Annotated in this window: 16 protein-coding genes; 2 read left to right on the top strand and 14 right to left on the bottom strand. The window is 65.6% G+C overall.

The features are described from left to right. Window positions 1-210 precede the first annotated feature (210 nt). From BJD12_RS16165 to BJD12_RS16130, 8 genes are all read right to left on the bottom strand, one after another. Entirely contained in the window at window positions 211-1,611 is a 1,401-nt protein-coding gene (locus BJD12_RS16165; protein WP_005990314.1) for a septal ring lytic transglycosylase RlpA family protein, read from the bottom strand. Then, window positions 1,608-2,747, bottom strand: coding sequence for a lytic murein transglycosylase B (mltB, locus tag BJD12_RS16160; protein ID WP_039421501.1), 1,140 nt, complete (start codon window positions 2,745-2,747; stop codon window positions 1,608-1,610). The genes BJD12_RS16165 and mltB overlap by 4 nt, the downstream gene beginning before the upstream one ends. A gap of 427 nt (window positions 2,748-3,174) precedes the next feature. After that, the gene (locus tag BJD12_RS16155) at window positions 3,175-4,566 is read right to left on the bottom strand and encodes a glycoside hydrolase family 28 protein (RefSeq protein ID WP_039421498.1); all 1,392 of its coding nucleotides are present in this window, start codon (window positions 4,564-4,566) and stop codon (window positions 3,175-3,177) included. 317 nt (window positions 4,567-4,883) lie between these two features. After that, the gene (gene rodA / locus BJD12_RS16150) at window positions 4,884-6,002 is read right to left on the bottom strand and encodes a rod shape-determining protein RodA (RefSeq protein WP_005990306.1); all 1,119 of its coding nucleotides are present in this window, start codon (window positions 6,000-6,002) and stop codon (window positions 4,884-4,886) included. Further along, window positions 5,999-8,059 carry a penicillin-binding protein 2 gene (gene mrdA, locus BJD12_RS16145; RefSeq protein WP_005990304.1) on the bottom strand — a complete coding sequence of 687 codons (2,061 nt, stop codon included), beginning with the start codon at window positions 8,057-8,059 and terminating at the stop codon, window positions 5,999-6,001. The genes rodA and mrdA overlap by 4 nt, the downstream gene beginning before the upstream one ends. A gap of 3 nt (window positions 8,060-8,062) precedes the next feature. Beyond that, a complete protein-coding gene (gene mreD / locus BJD12_RS16140) occupies window positions 8,063-8,548 on the bottom strand; it encodes a rod shape-determining protein MreD (RefSeq protein ID WP_005990302.1) in 486 nt (161 codons plus the stop codon). Continuing rightward, window positions 8,545-9,792 (bottom strand): rod shape-determining protein MreC, encoded by a 1,248-nt coding sequence (mreC, locus tag BJD12_RS16135; RefSeq protein WP_005990300.1) that lies wholly within the window; start codon window positions 9,790-9,792, stop codon window positions 8,545-8,547. Before mreC ends, mreD begins: the two co-directional genes overlap by 4 nt. A gap of 165 nt (window positions 9,793-9,957) precedes the next feature. Continuing rightward, the gene (locus tag BJD12_RS16130; protein WP_003482734.1) at window positions 9,958-11,004 is read right to left on the bottom strand and encodes a rod shape-determining protein; all 1,047 of its coding nucleotides are present in this window, start codon (window positions 11,002-11,004) and stop codon (window positions 9,958-9,960) included. Window positions 11,005-11,279: 275 nt separating this feature from the next. Here BJD12_RS16130 and BJD12_RS16125 point away from each other — a divergent pair, with 275 nt between their 5' ends. Together BJD12_RS16125 and BJD12_RS16120 are read left to right on the top strand one after the other, a co-directional pair. Continuing rightward, a complete protein-coding gene (locus tag BJD12_RS16125) occupies window positions 11,280-12,212 on the top strand; it encodes a carbohydrate kinase family protein (protein ID WP_005990298.1) in 933 nt (310 codons plus the stop codon). A 484-nt stretch (window positions 12,213-12,696) separates the two neighbouring features. Continuing rightward, window positions 12,697-14,670: a sigma-54-dependent Fis family transcriptional regulator gene (locus BJD12_RS16120; protein ID WP_039421492.1), complete on the top strand. Its 1,974-nt coding sequence runs from the start codon at window positions 12,697-12,699 to the stop codon at window positions 14,668-14,670. 96 nt (window positions 14,671-14,766) lie between these two features. On the opposite strand, the gene BJD12_RS16115 is transcribed toward BJD12_RS16120, so the two are convergent. The 6 genes from BJD12_RS16115 to BJD12_RS16090 all read right to left on the bottom strand — a co-directional run bounded on the left by BJD12_RS16115 (window position 14,767) and on the right by BJD12_RS16090 (window position 23,891). Next, window positions 14,767-17,073: a TonB-dependent receptor gene (locus BJD12_RS16115; RefSeq protein WP_005990294.1), complete on the bottom strand. Its 2,307-nt coding sequence runs from the start codon at window positions 17,071-17,073 to the stop codon at window positions 14,767-14,769. A gap of 136 nt (window positions 17,074-17,209) precedes the next feature. Continuing rightward, window positions 17,210-18,316, bottom strand: coding sequence for an S-(hydroxymethyl)glutathione dehydrogenase/class III alcohol dehydrogenase (locus tag BJD12_RS16110; protein ID WP_005990292.1), 1,107 nt, complete (start codon window positions 18,314-18,316; stop codon window positions 17,210-17,212). A 35-nt stretch (window positions 18,317-18,351) separates the two neighbouring features. Beyond that, window positions 18,352-19,422 carry a beta-propeller fold lactonase family protein gene (locus tag BJD12_RS16105; protein WP_005990289.1) on the bottom strand — a complete coding sequence of 357 codons (1,071 nt, stop codon included), beginning with the start codon at window positions 19,420-19,422 and terminating at the stop codon, window positions 18,352-18,354. After that, window positions 19,419-20,075, bottom strand: coding sequence for a c-type cytochrome (locus tag BJD12_RS16100; RefSeq protein ID WP_039421019.1), 657 nt, complete (start codon window positions 20,073-20,075; stop codon window positions 19,419-19,421). The genes BJD12_RS16105 and BJD12_RS16100 overlap by 4 nt, the downstream gene beginning before the upstream one ends. Before the next feature lie 25 nt (window positions 20,076-20,100). After that, on the bottom strand, window positions 20,101-21,876 hold the full coding sequence (locus BJD12_RS16095; protein ID WP_039421017.1) for a quinoprotein dehydrogenase-associated putative ABC transporter substrate-binding protein: 1,776 nt from the start codon (window positions 21,874-21,876) through the stop codon (window positions 20,101-20,103). Beyond that, the gene (locus BJD12_RS16090; RefSeq protein ID WP_005990283.1) at window positions 21,873-23,891 is read right to left on the bottom strand and encodes a methanol/ethanol family PQQ-dependent dehydrogenase; all 2,019 of its coding nucleotides are present in this window, start codon (window positions 23,889-23,891) and stop codon (window positions 21,873-21,875) included. Before BJD12_RS16090 ends, BJD12_RS16095 begins: the two co-directional genes overlap by 4 nt. Window positions 23,892-24,386: the final 495 nt, after the last annotated feature.

The following is a 24,386-nucleotide window of genomic DNA, read 5'->3' as shown; positions in this document are numbered from 1 at the left end:
TGGGTAATACGAAATTGTAAGGTGCGATGAAGATTCAGGCGACGCGCTCCGCGGCGGACTCGCTTCCACAGTTCAGTGTTGCGGCCGGCGCATCATCTTCATGATGTCCCGAGCTATCGACTGGCGCTCCACACGTGAACGCGGTTGGCGCAAGCGACGCGCATCGGGTCGCTGACCTCGATGGCGACGCATGGCGGCACGACCGTACGCTCAGTTGGCGACGATCTGCGGACGTCCAAAACCCAGGCCGGCAATGCGCTGGGAAATCTCCGATGCGTTGGCGTGGTCGCGCGTGTTGACGCGCAGGCGCCACAGCGTGCGGCCACCACTGACGATATCGCTGACGCTGGCACCGGCGATGCCGGCTGAGGCCAGCTGCGACAGCGCGCGGTTGGCATTTTCGCGGCTGGCGAAGCTGGCGACCTGCAACAGGATGTCGCCAAGCGCAGCCTCGGCCACGCTCGGTGTCTTGGCCGGAACCGGCTCGGCCTTGAGCGGGCGGGCAGCAGTACTTTCCGGCGCCTTGACCACTGCAACAGCGACCGGTACTGGGGCAACGGCCGTTGCCGCGCCTGTCGGTCGCTGCGTGGCAGCAGCGGGCCTGCCGGTGGCCACGCGCACGCCCTGCGTCTTCATCCAGGCATCGAAGTTGTCGGCATTGCCGGGCTGGCGCGCGTCGGCCACGCGATAGCGCCAACGCTCGCCAGCCGCAGTGACTGGCGCTGCAGCAGCGGCTGCTCCTGATGTGACAGCCACGGTGCCTGCGGCTGCCGCCACCGGGCGCGGCGGCACCGTACGCGTGGGCAGGCGCTGCACCAGGCCATCGATCTGGCTGCTGCCGGATGCCGGGGCCGCGGTCGCCACTGCGGTAGTGACCGGCACCCGGCCGCGGTTGCGCTTGGCCAGCAGGTTGCCGTTATCGGCTTCGGTCAGCCCACGCACTTCGACGTTGCCAGTGCCTTTGCCGGTGATGCCCAGCTTGACCGCAGCGGCGTAGCTCAGATCGATCACGCGGCCATCGTGGAACGGGCCGCGGTCGTTGACGCGTACCACCACCGAATCGCCGGTGTCGGTATTGGTGACCAGCGCGAAACTGGGCAGCGGCAGCGTCTTGTGCGCGGCGGTGAAGGCGTACATGTCGTAGACCTCCTTGTTGGAGGTCAGCCGGCCGTGGAATTTGCTGCCGTAGTACGAGGCGGTGCCGCGTTCGACATAGTCGCCCGGGTTGTCCATCACCACGTAGCGCTTGCCCAGCACTTCATAGGGCGAGCGGTTGCCGACTGCCGAGCGCGGCTCGTCGGTGACCAGCGGTTCGGGGATGCAGGCCACGTTGGGCACATGGTCGGGCGTGGTGTCCTTCACGCCAGGCTTGTACAGGCCGCCGGCGGTGTAGTCGCCGCGCGTGGACGGGTCTTCCTTGGCGGCCGCATACGGCGAGGTCGACGGGCATCCGGTGGCGACATACGCCGGCCCCTTTCCTTCGACCTTGACGCCCTTGATGGCGCCGCCGCCCTTGGCACCGACGCTTTTCTTCGGAGCGCTGCTACAGGCCGCCAGGCCAAGCATCAGCGCCATCGGGATCAGCCACTTGGGGCCTGTCATGCTGTTCATGCCGGGGGTAACTCCTTGCCGGCGATGGCCTCAGACAGCTGGAACACGGCCATCGCATACATCTTTGAAATGTTGTATCGGGTGATCGCATAGAAGTTCTGGAAGCCCAGCCAGTACTGCTTGCCGTTTGCGTCATCCAGGCTGATCGGCGTAGCGGTGCTGCCGGCCACCACCGGCGCGGCGGGGTGGTACCCGCGCGCGGACAGATCGGGCAGCGTGTACACCGGCGTCCAGTCGGTAGGATTGAATTCTTCGTGGCCAGCGGCCAGCGTGGCCGGCACGGCGACCTGACCGCCGCGCACCCAGCCGCCCTTCTTGACGAAGTAATTGGCGATCGATGCGAACACGTCGTTGTAATCGGTGAACAGATTGCGCTTGCCATCGCCATCGCCATCGACACCGAACTGGCGGTAGCTGGACGGCATGAACTGACCCATGCCCATTGCGCCGGCGTAGCTGCCGATCAAGCTGGTGACGTCGAGTTGCTCTTCCTTGCCGAGCGCGAACAATTGGCCGAGTTCATCGCGGAAAAACAGCTCGCGGCGCACTTCGCGTTCGAGCTTGGTCGGGTCGCCGCTGCGCGGATAGCGAAACGCCAGCGTGTACAACGCATCCAGCACGCGGTACTTGCCGGCATTGCTGCCGTAACTGGTTTCCACCCCGATGATGGCCACGATCACCTGCGCCGGCACGCCGGTGGTGGCTTCGACCTTGCTCAATTCGGCACGGTGTTGCGCCAGGAAGTTGCGGCCGCCATCGATGCGCGCCTGGGTGATGAACATCGGCCGGTATTCGTTCCACGGCTTGACCCGTTCGGCCGGCCGCGACATGGCGGTGACGATGGCATCCTTGAATTGCGCCTGCGCCAGCACCGCTTCGATCTGTGCGGCGTCGATGCCGTACTTGGCGGCGGTGTCGCGCACGAAGTTGGCGCGTGCAATCTCGAACGGGACCGGAGTCAGATCGACCGGCGGTAACGCAGGCGCTTCGGCGGCGGCGCTTGCAGGCGCGACTGGAGCCACTGGTGGCTTGGCGGGCGGCGCGCTGGCGGCCGGCGGTGGGGACGGAGGGCTGGGCTGGGTCGCGCAGGCGACAAGGCCGAGGGTGAGCAGGCAGGTCAGAGTGCGTCGAATCATCGGCCGAGGGTAACAGACATCAGATGAACTTCTGGCAATAAGACCATGAAACGAAAAGACTTTAGCCAAAGTCAAGGTCTACCGCAGCAGGCGGGGCGCTTTTTGGTCCGCGGGAATCGAGATTGGGGATTGGGGTGAACGACCGGCCGCAACCGGAGCCGGCACCTTCGCAATGCCGCGGCGTCCGCCGGCATGTCGGCGTCCCGCAACGCACTGGATGCTCGGCGATTTTCCAATCGGCCGCTTACGGGCGCAGTCACCGGATCAGTGGCAATCGTGCGGAGGCGGACGTCCCTGCATGCCGCGCTGGGGCCAGTCTCCGGCTTACCCGTTTCAGGATTTTGACTCCAGCTGCCAGGAGCCACATCGACTAAGCATTCGTGCCAGCAACCAGGCGCGGCCGCTGCAGTCGGCCGCGCCTGTCGCCTCACAGCGCCGGAAAGCGCGGCGCGCCCGAGCAGGTCGGTATGGCGCCGCCCAGTTGCACCTGCGCCGTGGTGACGCCGGTACCGGTCGGTGTCAGCGCGCTGTTGCTCAGCCGGATCTGCGCGTCGCTTGCCTTGACGGTGGTGTTGCCGGTTGCCACGTTGGCCAGTACCAGATCCAACTGCGTCTGCGCATCGTAGCCACGCAGGATCCAACCCTTGCCGCCGGCATCGTTGGCACTGCGCAGCCCGTCGACGACGATGTCGCTAAAGGTTGGTTTAGTGCCGCTGCCGCCGCTGGCGTAAAACGGGTTGATCACCAGCGGACTGGTCACCCCGTACAAGCAGGTATTGCGATAGGTGACCTGGCTGACCGGCCCGCCCTTGACGATGCTGGTCTTGATGCGCAACCCGTTATTGTCGGTGCTGCGGTTGCCTGCATCGTCGATGGACACCAGCGCGTTGTTGTCCACCAGCACGTTGCTGACGCCGGACATCACTTCGCTGCCGATGGAGATGCCGTGGGTGCCGTAGCAACGCGTGTTGCGCACGGTGATGTTGGCCGATTTGGAAGCGATGGTCTTGATGGCCACGCAATCGTCGCCGCCCATCACGTCGTTGTCGTGGAGGGTGGCATTGACCACGCTGTCCAGATCCAGGCCATCGGTGTTGGGGCTGGTGGCGGGCGACTTCACCCGCACGCCCCAGATGGTCAGGCCATCGACGATATGCGCAAAGAAATGGAAGTACGCCGCGTTGATCAGGTTGATGTCGTACAGCGTAAACGCCGTGGAGTTCTGCACCTTGATCAGATCCGGGCTGTTCTGCACCTGGCCGGCTGCCTTGGCGCTTTCGCCGAATTGCCACCAGGTGGTGCTCTTGCCCAGCATGGTCAGATCGCCACGGCCATCGATGGTGCCCTGACGCCCGTCGGTGCGGATGCCCATGACGCCCGACTTGGCACCCTTGACGCTGATCAGCGGCGCGCAGCCACCGCTTTTGGAACCTGCCACGCCGCAGCCGCCGCCGTAGTCGGCCGGATTGCGCGAGCCATACAACGTGACGCCCTGGTCGACCACCAGGGTGACGCCACTGGGAATGGTCAGCGGGCCGGTCAGAAATGCGTTGCCGCTGCCACTGGTCAGCAACACGCTGCCGTTTTTGCAGGCATTGAGCGCGGCCTGGATGGTCTTGGTGTCGGGCGGCGAGCGTTCCAGTGCATCATCGAATTGACGCCCGGTCGGCGTCAGCCCGGCCCTCAAGGACGGCGGACAGGTGGTTGGAGGTGAGGGCTGCGTGACAGCACGGGTATCGCCAGTAGCGAACGTGATGGCACTGGCCTGGACGGCAAGCAGTAGACAGACACCGCCGATGGCGACGGTTAGCAATTTCATGGAAAGAGGCACCCAAAAGAGAAATGGCGCGCACCTGCATGGGCGACGCGACGCGGCCGCCATCACTGCAGCGGCGTAGCGACTCTACGGAGCACGCGCCGCACATGCGGAACGTGGGCGAACCCGATGCCGCGGGCGCGAAGCCGCCCTGCGCCGCTGTGTCGCTATTGCAATGCAACGCGCAAAACGCTGCGTGATCGACGGTTGGCCTGCGTGCTGACACACGCCTGTCGCATCAACGAGGTTCGCCATGCAGCGTAGGCTGATTGCGTGTCACGTGTGGCGCTTCGACGCGCCGCTGTGACACCGCAATGCCTTCAATACCCATGCACGGGTCGGTGCGACTTCACTGCCATGACCAACCCCAATCCGGCCAGCAGCGACACCGCCGAGGTGCCGCCGTAACTCATCAAGGGCATGGGCACGCCGACCACCGGCAGCAGGCCGGAAATCATGCCGCCGTTGACCAGCACGTAGACGAAGAACGCCAGGCCGGTGGCGCCGGCGACCAGGCGCGAATAGGTATCGCGCGCCTGCGAGGCGATCCACAGGCAACGGCCGATGACGATCAGATACAGCGTCAGCACGGTGGCCACGCCGATCCAGCCGAATTCTTCGCTGAGCACCGAGAACGCAAAGTCGGTGGTCTGCTCCGGAATGAAGTTCAGATGCGATTGCGAGCCCAGCCCCCAGCCCTTGCCATCCAACCCGCCCGAGCCAATGGCGATCTTGGACTGGATGATGTTCCAGCCCGCGCCAAGCGCGTCGTTCTCGGGGTTGAGGAACATCATGATGCGGTCCTTCTGGTAGGGCCGCAGCAGCCAGAACCACGCCACCGGGGCAGCCGCGGACACGCCGCCCAGCCCCACGGCCACCCACCACCAGGGCAAACCGGCCAGCAGCAGCACGAACACGCCGCTGGCGGCGATCAACACGCCGGTCCCGAAGTCCGGCTGCAACATGATCAGCGCGGTGGGCACCCCGATGATCATGCAGGTGACCACCACGGTCGAGATGCGCGGCGGTAACGGCATACGGTGCAGGTACCAGGCCGCCATCATTGGCAGGCTGATCTTCAACAGCTCGGCCGGCTGCAGATAGAACACTTTCAGATCCAGCCATTGCCGGCCGTATTTGCCGGTGCCCAGCGCAAACACCGCCAGCAACGGCAGCATCGACAAACCGTACACCCAAGGCGTCCAGGCGCGCAGGCGCAGTACCGACATGCGCGAAATGCCCCACATCGCGGCCATGCCGATGACGAAGCGCACCGCTTGCGCCATCACCAGGTGATCACCGTTGGCCGCGCCGCCGGCGCTCTTGAGCACCGACAGGCCGATCACCATCAATCCGCCCAACGCCAGGCACAGCACCCAGTCCAGGCTGCGCGTGAAGCGCGCGGCCATGTCCACCAACCAGCGCAGGATGTCACTCAATGGTCGGTCTCCTGCACCGCATCGGGCACATCCGGTACCACCGGCTGCGCGGGCGTGGTGGGATCCAGCGCCACCGCGGCCTGGCCGATCACCACCGGCAATTCGTCCAGCGTGGCAGCGGCCGCATCGCCGGCGGCCCGTGCATCGGTTGCACCGGCTTCGAACTGGTTGATGCCCAGCGCCGTAGTACCGAGCTCGCTGTCCAACGGCAAGATGCCTGCGGGCATCTTGCCGAGCAACCAGGCATCGAAGATCTTGCGCGCGATCGGCGCCGCCGAGCTGGTGCCGAAGCCACCGCCCTCCACCGCCACCGCCACCGCGATGACCGGGTTGTCGGCCGGCGCGAAACCGACGAACAGGCCACGGTGGCGCAGGTGCATCGGCAGGCTGCGCGGGTCCACGGCGGCCACGCCCTTGCGGCTGACCACCTGCGCGGTACCGGTTTTGCCAGCCATCTGGTACGGCGCGCCTGGGGTGATCGCATACCCGGTACCACCCGGGCGCATGGTGTCCATCATGCCCTCGCGCACTACCTGCAGATGCGCCGGATTCGGGCTGATCGGCTTGCCCGGCGGCTGGATCATCGGCTGCCAGGGGTGATCGAAGCCGGTGCGCTCTTCCAGCACCAGATGCGGACGCAACAGCAGGCCGCTGGCGATCGCCGAGACACCGCGCACCAGTTGCAATGGGGTCACCTTCCAATCGCCCTGGCCGATGGCGATGTTGACGGTATCGCCGGGGTACCAGCGCTCCTTGCGCGTCTTGTACTTGTAGGCCGGCGACGGCAGGATGCCGCCGATTTCGCCCAGCAGGTCCACTCCGGTGGGCGCGCCGAACCCGTAGCCGCCCATGTACTGGTCGAAGCGCTCGATGCCCATGTCCACCGCCAGGCGGTAGTAGTAGGTATTGACCGACTGGGCGATGGACTTGCGCAGATCAGTCCAGCCGTGGCCGCCACGGTGCGAATCGCCCCAGCCGCGGCTGACGCCGGGCAGATAGAACATGCCGGTGGACAGCACGCGGTCTTCCGGCCGGCGCAGGCCGCTGTCCAGGCCGGCCAGCGCAATCAGCGGCTTGAGCGTGGAACCCGGCGCCACGCCGCCCAGCACCAGCCGGTTGAACTGCGGCCGCGACGGGTTGTCGTTGAGCATCTTGAAGTCGGTGTGCGAGATGCCGTTGACGAATAGATTGGGGTCGTAGCTGGGCAGGCTGACCATGCCCAGGATTTCGCCGGTGCGCGGGTCCATCGCAATGGCCGCACCTTCGTGTTCGCCGAACGCCGCCACCATGGCGCGCTGCAAATCGGCATCCACCGACAGCCGCAGGTCCGCACCCGACTGCGGCGCGACCCGGCCGACGGTGCGAATCGCCCGCCCCTGCACATTGGTCTCGACCTGTTCGTAGCCCACCTGCCCGCGCAGGTCCTGTTCGTAATAACGCTCCAGGCCGGACTTGCCCATATGGGTGAGTGCGGCATTGCCCTCACCCAGCACCGCCAGGTCTTTTTCGTCGATGCGGCCAACGTAGCCGATGATGTGCGCGAACAACGGCCCGTACGGGTAGCGCCGGGTCAGGTACGGTTCCAGCTCCACGCCGGGGAAGCGCCAGCGCTCCACTGCAAAGCGCGCCATTTCCTCATCGCTCATGCGCAGCTTGAGCGTCACCGGCAGGAAGCTGCGGCGTGCCTTGCGTTCGCGATTGAAGCGCTCCAGGTCTTCCGGCGCGATCGGGATCACCTTGCCCAGCGCGGCCAGCATGGCGTCCATGTCGGCGACCTTGTCCGGGGTCACGTCCAGGCGGAACGCCGGCACGTTCTCGGCCAGCAGGCGGCCCGTGCGGTCGTAGATCATGCCGCGCCCGGGCACCACCGGCTTGGGCTTGATGCGGTTGGCTTCCGAGCGGGTGGCATAGACCTCGTGGTCGAGCACCTGCAGCTTGAAATACCAACCGCCCAGGCCGACCAGGCAGATCACCACCATCACAAACCCCAGCACCGCGCGACGGCGGAACTGCTCGGCCTCGGCGTGCGGGTTCTTGGGTTGGCGCCGGCCGTGCATGGGCTACTTCTTGCTCCGCTTGCCCAGGCGCACCGCATCCAGCAACACGAACAGCGGCGGCCACAACGCCATGCCCAGCAGCGGCGCCCACCAGTAACTCCACGGCAGGGTCGGCTCGCCGATCGCCAGATGTACGGCCGAAGACACGATGCGGTCGTTGAGCAGCAGCCCGCCGATCGCCAGCGCCTGCTGCGACACCGGAAAGAAGCGCATGCGCGCACGGAAGCGCTGCAGGATGAAGGTCATGATCACCAGCCGCAGCGCTTGCTCCCCAAGCAGCCCGCCGTACAGCAGATCGGCCAGCACGCCGGCCACGAAGGCCACACCCAGCCCCACCCGGTCCGGTTCCTCGATCACCCAGTAGGCGAGCACCAGCGCCACCCAGTACGGGCGCAGCGGTTGAACCACCGCCGGCAGCGGCAGCAGGCCCAGCACCAGCGCGATGAAGATGCTCACCGGCAGGATCCAGGTATTGCGCATGCGGGTCATCGGTCCGTCTCCGGTGGAGCCGGACGGGATTGGGGATTCGGGAATGGGGAATCGGTAGGAGCGGTACTCTGCGGCGGCACGGTGGCTGCGCCCTGGTTGTTTCGGGGCCGGGAATCGGGAATTGGAAGTCGGGAATCGGCAGGCGCGGCCGCTTGCGACGATGCAGGTGCTACGCCTTGCCTAGTCAATCGCAAGGACGGCATCGATGCAGCAGCGTTGCCGTTGCTATTCCCGATTCCCGCTCCCTCATTCCCCATCCCCGACAGCTTGGCAGGCGCACTTCCCTGCAGCGGAACGGGAGCAGCGGCCTGTCCGGTCGGCGTCGAGGCCGGCACCGATGCGGCACCGCGGCCGTTGCCACTCCCCATTCCCGTCTCCCCATTCCCGATTCCCGGCACCACTCGCAGTGGTTTGCCGGCGCGCAACAACAACACGTCGCGGCCGCGGTCCAGCTTGGCGGCCGGGGTCAGCTCGCCGACCAGGAAGGCGTGGGTGTCGTCGGGATGCAGTTCGGAGACCTTGCCGACTGGGAAGCCGGCCGGGAAGCGACCGCCCAGGCCAGAGGTGACGATTTCGTCGCCCACCTGCACGCCGGCGCTCAGCGGGATGTCGCGCAGCTCCAGTCGATCGCCGCGGCCGTAGACGATCAGGCGCACGCCGTTGCGTGCCACGCTGACCGGTACCGCATGGTCGGGGTCGGTCAACAGCAACACGGTCGAATGCAGCGGGGTCACTTCGATCACCTGGCCCATCAGGCCGCCGGCATCGATCACCGCCTGGCCCATCAGCACGCCATCGCGGCTGCCGGCATCCAGCAGCAGGCGTTGGCGGGTCGGGTCCAGGTCGATATCCAGGATCGGCGCCAACTGCACGTCCAGGCCACGACGCTCGGCCACGTTGAGCAGCTCGCGCAGCTGTGCGTTGTCCAACGCGGCGGTCTGCAGCCGGGTCAAACGCGCGTTGGCGACAAGCAGCTGATTGCGCAGGTCGCGGGTTTCTTCCACCAGCTGCGCGTGCGTGGCAGCGTTATCGCGCACCTGCGACCCGATGCGCCCCGGTAACCCGGCCACCGCCCAGATCGGCTGGATCAACAGATTGGCCTGCATCCGCACCTGGCTCAGCCAGCCGCCCCGGCTATCGAGCGCGATCAGCGTGATCGCCAGCACCAGATAGACCAGCAGCCGCAGCGTGGAGGTGACTTCGCCCGGACGGGAGGCGACGGGAGGACCGGCGTAGGAGGGCACTTTAAGGCCGGGATCTGGGATTAGGGATTGGGGATTCGAGGAGCAGCTCGCTGCCCCCGGTAAGACTAAGCGTTAGACAAACAGGGCTGCACCGCAATCGGTCAAGACCGAAGGCCGGGACACGCTTGGCGAATCCCGAAGGCCGACTCCCTAATCCCGAACGCTTCACTCAGGCGCGAAGAACTCATTGCCGTGCATGTCCACCAGCTCCAGCGCACGGCCGCCGCCGCGGGCCACGCAGGTGAGCGGGTCGTCGGCCACCTGCACGTGCAGGCCGGTTTCTTCGGAGATCAGGCGATCCAGGTCACGCAACAGCGCGCCACCGCCAGTCAGCACGATGCCGCGCTCGGCGACGTCGGCGCACAGTTCCGGTGGGGTCTGCTCCAGCGCCAGCTTCACCGCCGACACGATGCCCGACAGCGGCTCGTGCAATGCTTCGAGCACTTCGTTGGAGTTGATCTTGATCATCTTCGGCACGCCCTCGGCGAGGTTGCGGCCGGAGATTTCCATCTCTTGCACCTCGTCCTGCGGGTAGGCGCAACCGATCTGCAACTTGATGCGCTCGGCGGTGGCTTCGCCGATCAGCATGCCGTGGTTGCGGCGCACGTAATTGGTGATCGACTCATCGAAGCGATCGCCGCCGACGCGTACGGACTGCGAATACACGATGCCGTTGAGCGAGATCACCGCCACTTCGGTGGTGCCGCCGCCAATGTCGATGACCATCGAGCCGCGCGCTTCGGTCACCGGCATGCCCGCCCCGATCGCTGCGGCCATCGGTTCTTCGATCAGATACACATCGCGCGCACCGGCCTCTTCCGCAGATTCCTTGATGGCGCGGCGCTCCACCTGGGTGGAACCGGCCGGTACGCACACCAGCACGCGTGGGCTGGGGCGCAGGAAGCGCGACTTGTGCACCTTCTTGATGAAGTGCTTCAGCATTGCTTCGGTGTAGGTGAAATCGGCGATGACGCCGTCTTTCATCGGGCGGATGGTGGTGATGTGGCCGGGGGTGCGGCCGAGCATTTGCTTGGCTTCCGCGCCGACGGCAGCCACCGAACGCGTACCGCCGATCGCGCGGTCCTGACGCACCGCAACCACCGATGGCTCGTTCAGCACGATGCCCTGCCCGCGCACGTAGATCAGCGTATTGGCCGTGCCCAGATCGATGGACAGGTCGTTGGAGAACATGCCGCGCAGTTTCTTGAACATCGAGGGAGTTGTTCCTGGGTAAGTCGCGTGCCCGCCGCCAGACTGGCGAAATTTTGGGCAGAAAACGAAGTCCGCTAGCCTAGCAATCCCCCCCGGTGCGGGCAAGGAAAAATCGGTTATCCGGGCCCGGTTTTCATGTAACGGTCACGCCGGAGATGGCACGCGGTTGTGGCCCTGATCGATCACAGCCGTTACCCTTTGCGCCGCGGCGTTGGCGCCGTCCCGCCGCCATGCCGGCAATTGGCGGGTATTTCCTTACGCAAAGGCCTGACTCGATGTCCGCACTGATCTGTGGTTCCCTCGCCTACGACACCATCATGGTGTTCCCGGACCAGTTCAAGAATCACATCCTGCCGGACAAGGTGCATATCCTGAATGTGTCGTTCCTGGTGCCGCGCATGCGCCGCGAGTTCGGCGGCTGCGCCGGCAACATCGCCTACAACCTGCACCTGCTCGGCGGCGCGCCGATTCCGATGGGCACGGTGGGCCAGGATTTCGGCCCGTACCGCGAACATTTCGAAACGCTGGGCATCGACCTGTCGCGCGTGAAGATCATCGACGACCTGTTCACCCCACAGGCGTTCATCACCACCGACCACGACAATAACCAGATCACCGCCTTCCACCCGGGCGCGATGATGCGCAGCTACGAGAATCACGTGCGCGACGTGCCGGGCGTTACCCTGGGCCTAGTCGGCCCGGACGGGCGCGAAGGCATGATCCAGAACGCGGAAGAGTTCGCTGCCGGCGGCATTCCCTTCATCTTCGATCCGGGCCAGGCGATGCCGTTGTTCAACGGACCGGAGCTGCGTGAGTTCATCGAGCAGGCCGACTATGTGGTGGTCAACGACTACGAGTCCAACCTGCTGCAGGAACGCACCGGCTGGAACGAAAAGGACATCGTCTCGCGCGTCCAGGCCTACATCACCACGCAAGGCCCGAAGGGCGCGCTGGTGCATACGCCCGAAAAGACCTACGACATCCCGCCGGCGCACGAACGCCGCGTGGTCGACCCCACCGGCTGCGGCGATGCGTTCCGCGCCGGCCTGATCTACGGCATCCAGCACAACTACGACTGGCTGACGATCGGCCGCATGGGCAACCTCATGGGCGCGCTGAAGGTCGAACACCCCGGCACGCAGAATCAGCGTTTCGACTTCGCCGAGTTCAACGACCAGTTCAAGCAGCAGTTCGGTTACGCGCTGTAGGCATGCCCTGAGCGGCAGGGGTGCGGCACTTCAGGTGCGCGCCGCATGCCCGACGCATCCCATGCGCTAGCCCGGCCCGCGTCGTGACGCGGGCACCCAGAAGCAATTGGCCCGCTCTCTTCCCGCCGGGAAGGCGCCTCTCCGGGGTGATGCGGTACCCGCGAAGCCTGAGGACAGCCGGAACGCCGCCAGCGCGCCGAAAAGGACCCTCGTACCGTCGTCCCTACTTGCCTTTCGCGCTACTGGCGCTTAAACCGAGCGCCGCAGCCGCCAAGTTTGTCTTCTCATACCGCCAAGAGAACCGCATGTCGGCCACGCTGGAAACTACGCGCGCGGCATCGGCCAACGTCCCAGACACGCTCTGGCAGCCAGCCTGAAGACCTGTATCGCAAGCCGCGCACCGTAGTTTGCTGCAATGCAGTTTGAGCATAGGGCCGGTTTGTGCCTCTACTGACCCCTCGCGCCCACTGAGGAACGCTGGCCCATGTCAGAGCCAAGCGTTGTCGCCGCTCCTTCCGTCACCCTGCCGGAGATCGAACCGGATGTTCTCCGGCAGATCAGACGGCTGCGCGACATTGCGCCGCTGGCGCCACCGCTGTCGCGGTCGTGGCGGCGCTGCCTGGATGACTTTGCGCTGCTCCCTGAGGCGACACCTGAGCCGTTGGTGCACGACGCCCTGCATGTGCGTGAGCGTCAGCAGCGGCTGGGCGAGGTGCTGCGCATCGCCAAGGTGGAAATGGAAAACCTGTACGAGCAGATCGCAGGTAGCGGGTATGCGGTGATCTTTGGTGATGCCGAGGCCACCGTCTTGCACAGCGTGCAGGACTCCACCTTGTTGCGCGAATTCCGTCAGGCGGGGCTGTTCTGTGGCGCCAGCTGGGCCGAATGCCACCAGGGGACCAACGGTCTGGGCACGTGCGCGGCCGAGCGCATCCCCGTCAGCGTACATCGCGGCGAGCACTACCTGACCCGTCACCTGCCGCTGTCCTGCAGCGGCGCGCCGATCCTGGACCCGCATGGTGGGCTGCTGGCAGTGCTGGATGCGTCCACCCCCAACGCCCAGGACGGCAAGCAGATCCAGCGCCATACCGTAGCGCTGGTGAGCATGTCGGCCGCGCAGATCTCGCGCTCGCATTTTCTCAACCAGTTCGGCCACGCCTTCATCCTGCGCTTTCATAGCCGCCCGGAATTTGCCGGGTTGTTGCATGAAGCGCTGATCGCCATCGGCGCCGATGGCCGCGTGCTGGCGGTCAACGAAGCGGTGCTGGAGCAGCTTGGCAAGATCGACCGCAGCCAGTTGGTGGGCCGCGACATCTCGCAGGTGATGCAGCTGGATTTTGACACCATCGAACACCGCGCCGGCAGCGACGCAGGCACCTTGTGGTCGATCCGCTGCGCCTGCCACGGGCGGCGCTTCTACGCGCTGGTACGCCCGCCACGCGCGCGCCCGGCGCTACCGGCGGTGGGCGGGCCGGCGCAGGCCGCATCGGATTCGGACCTGCAACCCGGCGAGCACGTCGGCTCGGATCCGCGCATGCGTCATAACCTGGCCAATGCGCTGAAACTGGCCGCCCATCGCGTCTCGATCCTGCTGCGCGGGGACACCGGCACCGGCAAGGAAGAATTCGCCAAGGCTGTGCACCGTGGTTCGCCCTGGGCCAGCGGCGCGTTTGTCGCGATCAATTGCGCCGCCATCCCGGAGGCGCTGATCGAAAGCGAGTTGTTCGGTTATGCGCGTGGGGCATTCACCGATGCGGCGCGCGAAGGGAGGCATGGCAAATTGCTGCAAGCCAGCGGTGGCACGCTGTTTCTGGATGAAATCGGCGACATGCCGCTGCCCTTGCAAAGCCGCCTGCTGCGCGTGCTGGAAGAACAAAGCGTCACCCCGCTGGGTAGCGAACGTGCGGTGCCGCTGGAACTGCACGTCATCAGCGCAAGCCATCGCGACCTGGCACAGCGCGTGGCCGCAGGCGAATTCCGCGAGGACCTGTATTACCGGCTAAATGGCGTGGTCTTGCATCTGCCGCCCCTGCGCGAGCGCAGCGACAAAGCCGAGTTGATCCGCACCCTGCTGCGCGAAGAAAACGCAGAGCACAGCGTGCGGATCAGCGAAGAGGCCATGCACAAACTGCTCAGTTACGCCTGGCCGGGCAACCTGCGTCAATTGCGCAATGTGCTGCGCACGGCCGCAGTGCTGTGCAGCGACGGCATGATCCGCCTGCCTAACCTGCCGCAGGAAATCGTCGACGCCGGCAGCGCGCCGTGCCTGGTCGACGGCGGTGCAGTGGCCGCCGACGATATGCCGGGCCGGGTCGCGCTGGATCAGGCCGAACGCCTGGTGTTGCAGCAACAACTCGAACGCCATCGCTGGAATGTCAGCCGCACCGCCGACGCACTGGGCATCAGCCGCAATACGCTGTATCGCAAGCTGCGCAAGCACGGGTTGGATACCGGGTGAAGTGGGGCTGGGATTGGGGATTCGGCATTGGGGATTCGTAAACGCCGGCGCAGCGTCGGTGCCGGCATTCGATGTTGCCAATCCCCAATTCCCGCTTCAAAGCGCCCACCGCAAGCCAATCAGATACTGCCGGGGCACACCTGGCGCGAGAAAACGCGCCGGACCGGTTTCAACCGGTGCATCTTGCGGGCGAGCAAGTTCACCGTCGGGGAACACATCTTCAGCCACGGCGGCATAGGTGGCGTACTGGCGATCGAACAGATTGTCGATGCGCGCGAACAGCGACACGCGCGCAGTGATGGCCCAACGCGCCTGCAGGTCCACCAGCGCATAGCCGGCGGTGCCGATATCCACGCGCCCGGGCGCGGCTTCGCCCTCTTCGGCATTGTCGACTTGCCCATCTTCGTTACCGCTAGCCACGCGTCCGGAGACCGCACGCACGCCCGCGCCCAACGTTAGCGCATCGCGTTGCCACTCCACCCCGAACTTGAGGTTGTGCCGCGGTAGCGCTGAGATCCGCAGCCCCGGCCGCAGTGCGATCACACGCTCGCCGGACAGCAGTTCGCCTTCGCTGCGATAGGTCGCGTCCAGATAGCTGTAGCCGGCCGACCATTGCCAATCGCCGCTGCGCAGGTGCAGCGCAGCGTCGACGCCTTGATAGCGGGTGCGGCCCACGTTGTCGAAGTAGCCCAGCTGCGTATCCGGCGCACGCAAAAACAAGATGTCGTCGCGATTGTCGGCGCGATACACCGACACCGTTGCGTTGCTGTCGGCCCATGGCGACCAGCGTGCGCCCAACTCGACAGTCCGCGAGACGATCTGCTCCAGACGCGGGTCGGCCTGCAGGCCGGTCGGCAGCCGGCACGGCTGGGTGGGGTCGGCGCAACCCAATTCGATGGCCGTCGGGGCGCGGGTGTTCTGCGCCACCGAGCCGTAGACGGTCAGGCCGGAGTCGAGCCGATGGGTGATCCCCAGCGACGGGTTGGCCTTGGCGTAGACGAAGCGCTCGCGCGGACGGTCGCCGTCCTCGGCGGTGGAGAGGATGTTGTCGACTACCACCCGGTTCCAGCGCACTGCGGCGGTGAGATGGGTGGCCGCGTCCAACTCCCACGTGTCCGCCAGAAAGGCACCCAGCGTCTTGGTGCTGCCGCGCACGCCGGAGAAAAATGCGCGCTCGGCATCGCGGTCTGCCTGCACCGAACGGTCCTGCTGCACCCAGCCATCGCGGGCGAATTGCAGGTAACGCACATGGCCGCGGTCGAAGGTGACACCGGCACTGAGCGCATGCGCGCCCCATTGCTTGCTCAGGTTGAGCGCAAGCCCCTGCGCTTCCTGGCGCATCTGGGTGGTATTGAGGGCGCCAGTGTGCAGCGCATCGGCATCGGCCCGCGCCACCTCGCAATCGGCATCCAGGGCGCTGCCGTCGGCGGCGTAGCCGGAGGCGCACTCCTCGACGAACTCTTCGTAGTCCTCGCCGATGTCGCCGTTGACGGTGTCGCGCCGCCCCACCCGCGAGTACGCCAACGCGTGCAGCGCGGTGTCGGCATCGAAGCGGTGATCCAGTTGCGCGGTTAGCAGCGTGTTGCGATTGCGGGTGAGGTCGGGCGAGGTGTACACCGCGCGGCGGTCGGCGCGATACAAGCCGGGCTCCGGACCTTCATCGGTGTAGCGGGTATCAGGCAACAACCCATTGCCGATCAGGCGGCTACGCCCGTGCAGCAGCGACACACTCCAGTCGGTGTCATCGCCTTGCCGGCCGAGCTTGCCGAACACCGTGCCCAGGCGTCCTTCGGACGCATCGCGCCAGCCGTTTTCGTCGAAGCCGGTCACTGCGATAAAGCCATGCCAGCCATCGCCGCCGGCCACGCCATAACTGGCGTCCAGCCGCTTGCGCGCGCCGCTGCCGATGGTCAGTTCGCCCTGCAATCCAGGCGCAGTGAGTCCGGATGCGGTGGACAACACCACCGCACCGCCGAGTGTGTTCGGCCCGAACAACGGGTTGGAACCAGGCATCAGGGTCACCGCGGTGATGGCCGATTCGGGCAGCATGTCCCAACTGACGATATCGGCGAACGGTTCGTTGACGCGGACGCCATCCAGATACACCGACACACCCTGCGAGGCGCCCGGCAAGGCCGATGCGCGAAAGCCATGGAAGGTGAGGTCGTTCTGAAATGCGCTGCCCTGTACATCGTTGCCATCCACACCGACAAAGCGCCGTTGCAGCAGATCGCTGATGTTGTTGCTGCGCCCACGCGACAACTCCGCATTGGTCGCCGATTGCACCATGTACGGCAACTGCGCCGCGTCGATCGTGCTGCCCGGGATCGGTGTGGCAGTGACCTCGATGCGATCCAGCCAGGTAACTTGCGGCGTGTCGTCGGCAAGCACCGGACCAATCATGGCAGTACACAGCAACACTGTGCATGCGCCGGTGAGCCGATGTTTTTGCAAGGCGTCGGGCCCCTGACGTGCGGCGCGAAGTGGCGGTGTGCCGCGGCAAGACCGCAGGTAGTGCGTCGACGTCATGTCGTCCCCTTCAATACAGCACGATCGATTTGATACCGCGCGCCGCATGCAGATCCGCCAGCGCCTGATTGATGTCGTCCAATGCCAGGGTGCGGGTGATCAGCGGCGCCAGCTGGATGTCGCCCCGCAGATAGCGCTCTACATAGCCGGGCAACTCGCTGCGCCCTTTTACGCCGCCAAAAGCGCTTCCACGCCACACCCGGCCGGTCACCAGCTGAAACGGCCGCGTGCTGATTTCCTGTGCATCGTCGACCACACCGAGAATGACGCTCTCGCCCCAGCCCTTGTGGCAGCACTCCAGTGCCGCGCGCATCGCCCCGACATCGCCCACACATTCGAAACTGTGGTCCGCGCCACCATCGGTGAGGTCAACGATCACCTGCTGGATCGGTGCGCCGTAGTCGCGCGGGTCCAGGCAGTCGGTGGCACCCAGCGCGCGCGCCAGCGCGAACTTGCCTGGGTCGATGTCCACCGCAATGATGCGCCCGGCCTTGGCCAGCACCGCGCCCTGCACCACCGACAGGCCGATCCCGCCCAGCCCGAATACCGCAACGCAATCGCCAGGCCGCACATGGGTGCTATTGAGCACCGCTCCAACACCGGTCGTGACCGTGCAGCCGAGCAGGCAGACCTGGTCGAGTGCCGCGTCCGGATGGATGCGCGCCACCGCGATCTCCGGCAACACGGTGTATTCGGAAAACGTGCTGGTGCCCATGTGATGCAGGATCGGCCGCCCGTTCAACGAAAACCGGCTGCTGCCGTCGGGCATCAGGCCACGCTCCTGGCTGCTGCGAATCGCCTGGCACAAGTTGGTGCGCCCAGAGCGGCAGAACTTGCACACGCCGCATTCGGGCATGTAGAGCGGGATGACGTGATCGCCAGCGCGAACGCTGGTCACGCCAATGCCCACGTCTTCGACAATCCCTGCGCCCTCCTGCCCCAGGATCGCCGGGAAGCTGCTTGCATGCCCATGCGCCAGCGCGTGCGCATCACCATGACAGATGCCGCTGGCAATCAGCCGCACCAGCACTTCGCCGGGACGCGGCGGCTGCAGGTCCACCTCTTCGATGGTCAGCGGTTGATGCGGGGCCCAGGCGACCGCAGCACGTGTCTTCATTCCGCCTCCCCGGCGCGCATCGGCATGCCCGGCACTCAGCGCGCGATGACCACGCCCCACGGCAGTTCGCCGACGGGGATCTGTTTGAGTTCGCGCAAGCTCACGGTATCGATCACGCTCACCGTATTGGAGCGTCCATTGGCCACATACAGCTTGTCGCCGGCCGGCGTGAGCGCCGGATTCCAGGGCCGTAGTCCCACCGGGATTTCAGCCAGGCTGCGCGCGGTGGCGGTGTCGATCACGCTGACCGTGCCAGCACCTCCGTTGGAGGCGTACAGCCGTGTACCGTCGGCCGATAACGTCACGCCGGCGGTTCGCACACCGGCCGGCAGACTGGCGCGACGCGTGCGGGTCTGCAGGTCGATCACATCCACCACATTGGCGGTTTCCTGCGCGATGTAGACGCTGCGACCATCAGGTGCAAACGCCATGCCGCGCGGATGGCCACTAGTGGCGACCACACCGCGCGACTGCTGCGTGGCCAGCTCGATCATGTCCATGTCGTTGGAGCCTTCGTTGCTGGTCAGCAGCCACCTTCCATCGGGCGTATATGCGCAATGTTCCGGCGCCTGCCCACGCGTGGCGATGACCTGCTGCACGCGGAACTGCGCGGCATCGATCAGCATCACCTGGTTCTGCCCTTCCACGCACACCGCGAACTGCTTGCCATCGGGCGACAACGCGATGCCTTCTGCGTTTTCGCCAATGTCGACCTGGCGCAGCACTGCGTCCTTGGCGGTGTCGAGTTCGATCAGGCGGTGATGCTCGGCGTCGATCAGATACAACTGCCCCTGCGGGCCGGGCAGCACCTGCTGCAGACGCTTGCCAAGCTGGCCTTGTGCAGTGAGCGTGCGCACCACCGTATCGGTGCCGGTGTCGATCACCGACACCGTACCGCTGCGTTGATTGGGGACGTAGGCCAACACCGCTGCGGCTGACGGCGCGGGCGCCGCGCTGCTGGCCGCCGCCGGCGATGCCGACGCTGCGGCCGCCGGTGCAGCAGCATCACGCTGGCAACCGACGATCAGCAGCAACGCGCCCGATGCAATCAGCGCACAGGCACGCTGCCAACTACCGGCTACCGATCGCAGTGCGCCTTGCGTCATTGCGCCTTGCCCGCGGTCTTGTTGATCGAATGGATGAAAGCCAGCAATTTTTCGGTGTCACCCGGCTTGAGCACCGGTGCGAACGGCGGCATCTGCCCCACGACTTTTTCATGCCCGATGCGGGTCTTGCCATGCGTGATCATGGCCGCGGTGCCTTCGCTGATCAGGGTGCGCAAGGTGTCGTCGTCGCTGCCGTACACCCAGATGTCGTTGGTCAGCGGCGGGCACATGCCACCGCCACCGGTGCCACCGTGGCAGGCGTTGCAGCCGGCAGAGAAATAGATTTTCTTGCCCTCGGCGATCAGCTCCGGGGTGACCTTGACCTCCGGCCCCTTCGGAACCGGTGTCACCGTGGCCGGGGGTGCGGCCGGCGTGGCCAGATCGGGCGCGGGCCCTGCGGCCGGATTGGGCATTGCCGCGGGTGCAGCTGCGGGCGGAGGTGGCGCGGCGGCATCGGCAGCCGGTGCGGGCGCGCTGGCGGCTGGTGGTGGCGCCGCATCGGACGCCGGTGCCGGCGGAGCGTCTTTTCCGCACGCAACCAGCAGTGTGCTCAGCAACAACGCGCATAGCGGCGCGTGCATGGAACGATCGATAAAACCCATGGTGAACTTGCGCATGAACGAACCTTTCTGATCGGAGGGAACACCGCGCACCCCGTGCACGCGGTGGATGAAACGGTCAGCGTCTGGCAGGGCGCCTGGCCTCGCTGAGGAGCGCCGCCAATGCGGCATCGCCTCGGTCCTGTGCCAATGTCGCAGCGGTCTTGCCACCGCGGTTGCGCGCCGCCGGGTCGGCACCGGCTGCCAGCAGACGCTTGGCGACGTCGTCGCGCCCGGCCGCGGCGGCCAGCATCAATGCCGTGACACCCGCCTGGTTGGCGTGCCCCACGTCGGCGCCGCGCGCGAGCAGCGCGTCGAGAATGGCCGGGTCGTCGCGCGCCACTGCGAACATCACCGGCGTGAATCCCTTGGCATTGGCGCGCTTCACGTTCGCCCCCGCGGCAAGCAATGCCTGCACCACGCTGGCGTCGGCATAGGAGACCGCCAGATCCAAGGCGCTCCAGCCATCGCCGGACACCGTGTCGACCGGCGCGCGTTTGCCCACGAGCCGGGTCACGCTATCGGCATCGTTGGCCCATGCGGCTTTCATCAGCGCGGTCCAGCCGCTGGCATCGCGCGCCTCCAGCCGAGCACCGGCATCCAGCAGCAATCCGACCAGATCCGGCTCCTGATTGCGGATGGCCTGATGCAATGGCGGCTCGCCGAGCAAGTTGGGCGTATTGGCATCGGCACCGTGCCGCAGCAACCACGCAGCACGCACGGCATCGCCGGCATCCAGCGCATGTGCCAGTTCCTGGTTGGGGTCGGCGCCGTCGGCGATGCGCAATTGCAGTTGCGCCAGCTCCTGCGACGAGGCAGCAGGACTGGGCGCAGTCGGTGCGGCGGCCGGCGTGGTGTAAGGCCCATGCGATGGCAGATCGCCAGCCACGATGCAGTCGCTGCAACGCACCAGCGGCACGTGATAACTGCGCAGAATCTCGGCGATCTTTGCCGCGTTGTCCTGCAGCGCCGTGTTCAACGCATCGCGCAACGCGGCGTTCTTGCGCGATACCGCCCACGCCATCGAATATTCCAGCACCGCATCGTCGATGGTGTTCAACGGCACCACGCCCAGGCTGTTACGCGCGGCGTAGTAACCGGCCACCGGGCCCCAGGATTCGGCCGCATCCAGTTCATTGGCGGCCACCCGCTCGACCAGTTTGCCCGGATGTTCTTCCGGCGCGGTGGCCGAGTCGTAGAACAGGTACTGCACCTCGCCGCTAATGCCGTGCTCGTACAGCGCCTGGCGCGCGGGTGAGCTCTGAAACACGCCCAGTCGCAGCTTTTTCAGCGCCGGGTCGTCCAGCGACGTGGGCACCAGATTCAACCCCTTGCGTGTCACCAGCACGTAGGCCGAGCGATACAGCGGACGCGTGGTCAGTCCCTGCTCGAAGTCGCTGTTGAGATCCATCAGCAGATCGCAGCGCCCGGCATTGATGGTGCTGCGCGCCAGCCCGCGTTGGTAATAGGTGCGCCATTCGTATTCCAGGCGACGGCCCATCGCATCGGCAACCACTTGCGCAATCTTGTTCTGGAAACCTTCGCCGGCCTTGTTGGACAACGGCATGTTGCCCGGGTCGGCGCAGACGCGCAGCACCGTGGGATCGGGCGCAGGCGGCGGCGTGTTGGCAGGCATTTGCACAGAGGCTGCCGCTGCAGTGGATGCAGGCGCCGCTGTGTGCGCCGCATCGGAATCAGAAGCGCGAGCCGTCGGTGAAGACGGCTCGCGTGTGCAACCTGCGGCGACGAGTCCGAGGCTGCAAACCACCAGCACCTTACGCAGGTGCCGGGTGATGCCGCGCACGCCGGCAGACATCTGCCGACGCGCGCGCCCAACGCCTTGCGTGGATCTCATCGTGCCGTCTTCGCTGCTGCATTGGCGGTACCACCACCGGCAGCCGCCGTGGCAGTTGCACTCGCGGTCACGGTCTTGCCAGCGCCGTCGATACGGAAGGTGTGCACCATGCCACCGAGCGGGATCTTGTCGAAGCCGGCACCGAACGCCAACCCGGCGGCGCCTAGCGCGCCGTAGGGATCAGCCGGGTCCAGACCTGCCGCGACCGGCAGACCGATCCAGCCACCGATGCCGGAGAACACCGCTACGTACTGATGGCCGTTGGCCTTGTAGGCGATCGGGTTGCCGATGATGCCGGACGGCAACTTCATCTCCCACAGCTTCTTGCCGGTGTCCTTGTCCACCGCACGGAACCAGCCATCCAGCGTGCCGTAGAACACCAGCCCGCCATCGGTGACCAGGGTGCCGCTCCAGACCGGGAACTTCTCCTTGATCTCCCACTTGGACTTGCCTTCCACCACGTCGAACGCCTTGACGATGCCCAGCGCGCCGGGCTCGTTGGGCTTCATCATCACGTTGGCGAACACATACGGCAGGCCCATCATGGTGTTGCCGCGTTCCTGCGGCTCCAATTCCATGTGCCAGTTGTTGGTGCCGCAGAAGAACACCGCCGAATTGGACGGATCCACCGAGCACGGCTGCTGGTCCTTGCCGCCCATCGCCGACGGAAACGCCTGGACCTTCTTGCCGCGTTCCAGCGGGGAATGCGCCGCCACTTTCACTGGGCGACCGGTCTTCATGTCGATGCGTTCGGCCCAGTTGGCCGGCACGAACTTGTGCGCACGCAGCAGCGTGCCATCGCGGCGATCGAGCACGTAGGCAAAGCCGTTGCGATCGAACTGCACCACCGACGGAACCTGCTTGCCGTCGATGGTCAGGTCCACCAGGATCGGCTCGTTGATGCCGTCGTAATCCCACTGGTCGAACGGGGTCTTTTGATAGCCCCACACCGCCTCGCCGGTGTCGATCTTGCGCGCGAACAGCGTCATCGACCACTTGTTATCGTGCTCGCCGTTGTTGCACTCCTCATGCGAGGTCTTGCCGCAGCGATACGACGGGCTCCACAGGCCGGGATTGCCGGTACCGTAATAGACCAGCTTCAACTTCGGGTCGTAGCTGTACCAACCCCAGGCGGCGCCGCCGCCACGCTTCCATTCGTCGTTGGGGAAGGTCTTGACGCCCAGATCGCCGAGCTGGCCATGCTGCGGATTGGCTTTGTTGAAGTCCGGGCCAAGGCAGATCGCTTTGTCGGTACCGGCCGCATCGCAGGACCACGCCTGCTTGCCGTCAGACAGGTTGTAGGCGGCTACGCGCCCAAGCACGCCGAACTCGTTGCCGCTGATGCCGGCCACCACTTTGCCGTCGGCAATGATCGGCGCCATGGTGATGGTTTCGCCCTTGTCAGGGTGCGCGAGTTTCTGCTTCCACACTTCCTTGCCGCTCTTGGCATCGAGCGCAATCACATCGCCGCTCAGGCTGCCGAACACCAGCTTGCCATCGGCATACGACGCACCGCGGTTGACGGTATCACAGCAGGCCACCGCCACCGAGCGTTCGTCCTGTTGCGGGGTGTATTTCCACAACACCTTGCCGCCGTCTTCCTGCGCTGCCAGATCGATCGCGAACACATTGTTCGGATACGCGCTGACCATGTACATGATGCTGCCGATCACCAGCGGCTGGCCTTCATGTCCGCGCGTGGCGTCGGTTTTCATTTCCCACGACATCTTCAGGTTCTTGACGTTGTCGCGATTGATTTCGGCCAGCGGGCTGTGCCGGGTGAGCCCGAAGTCGCGACCGACGCCACCCCAGTTATCCGCATTGCTGGCGTTGGCGGTGAATTCGGTATCGGTGTCGACCACGGCAGCGGCTGGCGGCGTAGCAGTCGATGCGGCTGCAGGTGCAGGCGCTGCGGTTTCGGCCGGTGTGTCTTTCTTGCAGCCGGCCAACACGGCGCTCAGCGCAAGCATCAGCAGCGCACCGCTGCGGACACTGCGACAGGAAGATTGGTGCATATGCGTCTACCCCTCTCGGTGAACAATCCAATCGAACGAACAGCCACTGGCGTTTGAGGCACGCAACGGCGGCGCAAACGGGTGGGTACCGCAAGAGGACAGAGCACAGTGCGTGCCAGCGCGCTGTTGCGCCGCAGCACCTCGCCGTGTCAGGGCTTTGTGTGGACGCGGCGCGAGCGGTGTATCGGTTTTGGCACACTTTGCGCCGAGCGTGCTGTAACAACGATGGAACAGGTTGGACGGGGCACTTCGGCGGGACGCAGCGGAAGCACTTGGTAACTGGACAACCGATGTGTGTACTGCGCCTGTGATTTCTGGAGCAGCGACAATGGGAGGGCAACGATGCGGCGTTGCTCTGTCACCAGCAACGTCAAGCAGCACAGCCGCCGGCAACTGCAGTTGTCATGTCATTCGAGAATGCAGCCGAGTGTCGGACGAGGGGCCCTGCTGCCGAAGTCGATGCATTTTGCCGCCGTGCTTTTGAAGCGAGGTCCT

It is taken from the genome of Xanthomonas vesicatoria ATCC 35937 (assembly GCF_001908725.1).
In the GTDB taxonomy this organism is placed as follows: Bacteria; Pseudomonadota; Gammaproteobacteria; order Xanthomonadales; family Xanthomonadaceae; genus Xanthomonas; species Xanthomonas vesicatoria.
This window is presented reverse-complemented; position numbering and strand designations above follow the sequence as displayed.

Bases quoted from the DNA above. Each gene is read 5' to 3' on its own strand.
- BJD12_RS16165 (WP_005990314.1), bottom strand. From the start codon at position 1,611: ATGAACAGCATGACAGGCCCCAAGTGGCTGATCCCGATGGCGCTGATG.
- mltB (WP_039421501.1), bottom strand. From the start codon at position 2,747: ATGATTCGACGCACTCTGACCTGCCTGCTCACCCTCGGCCTTGTCGCC.
- BJD12_RS16155 (WP_039421498.1), bottom strand. From the start codon at position 4,566: ATGAAATTGCTAACCGTCGCCATCGGCGGTGTCTGTCTACTGCTTGCC.
- mrdA (WP_005990304.1), bottom strand. From the start codon at position 8,059: ATGCACGGCCGGCGCCAACCCAAGAACCCGCACGCCGAGGCCGAGCAG.
- mreD (WP_005990302.1), bottom strand. From the start codon at position 8,548: ATGACCCGCATGCGCAATACCTGGATCCTGCCGGTGAGCATCTTCATC.
- BJD12_RS16130 (WP_003482734.1), bottom strand. From the start codon at position 11,004: ATGTTCAAGAAACTGCGCGGCATGTTCTCCAACGACCTGTCCATCGAT.
- BJD12_RS16125 (WP_005990298.1), top strand. From the start codon at position 11,280: ATGTCCGCACTGATCTGTGGTTCCCTCGCCTACGACACCATCATGGTG.
- BJD12_RS16120 (WP_039421492.1), top strand. From the start codon at position 12,697: ATGTCAGAGCCAAGCGTTGTCGCCGCTCCTTCCGTCACCCTGCCGGAG.
- BJD12_RS16115 (WP_005990294.1), bottom strand. From the start codon at position 17,073: ATGATTGGTCCGGTGCTTGCCGACGACACGCCGCAAGTTACCTGGCTG.
- BJD12_RS16110 (WP_005990292.1), bottom strand. From the start codon at position 18,316: ATGAAGACACGTGCTGCGGTCGCCTGGGCCCCGCATCAACCGCTGACC.
- BJD12_RS16105 (WP_005990289.1), bottom strand. From the start codon at position 19,422: ATGACGCAAGGCGCACTGCGATCGGTAGCCGGTAGTTGGCAGCGTGCC.
- BJD12_RS16095 (WP_039421017.1), bottom strand. From the start codon at position 21,876: ATGAGATCCACGCAAGGCGTTGGGCGCGCGCGTCGGCAGATGTCTGCC.
- BJD12_RS16090 (WP_005990283.1), bottom strand. From the start codon at position 23,891: ATGCACCAATCTTCCTGTCGCAGTGTCCGCAGCGGTGCGCTGCTGATG.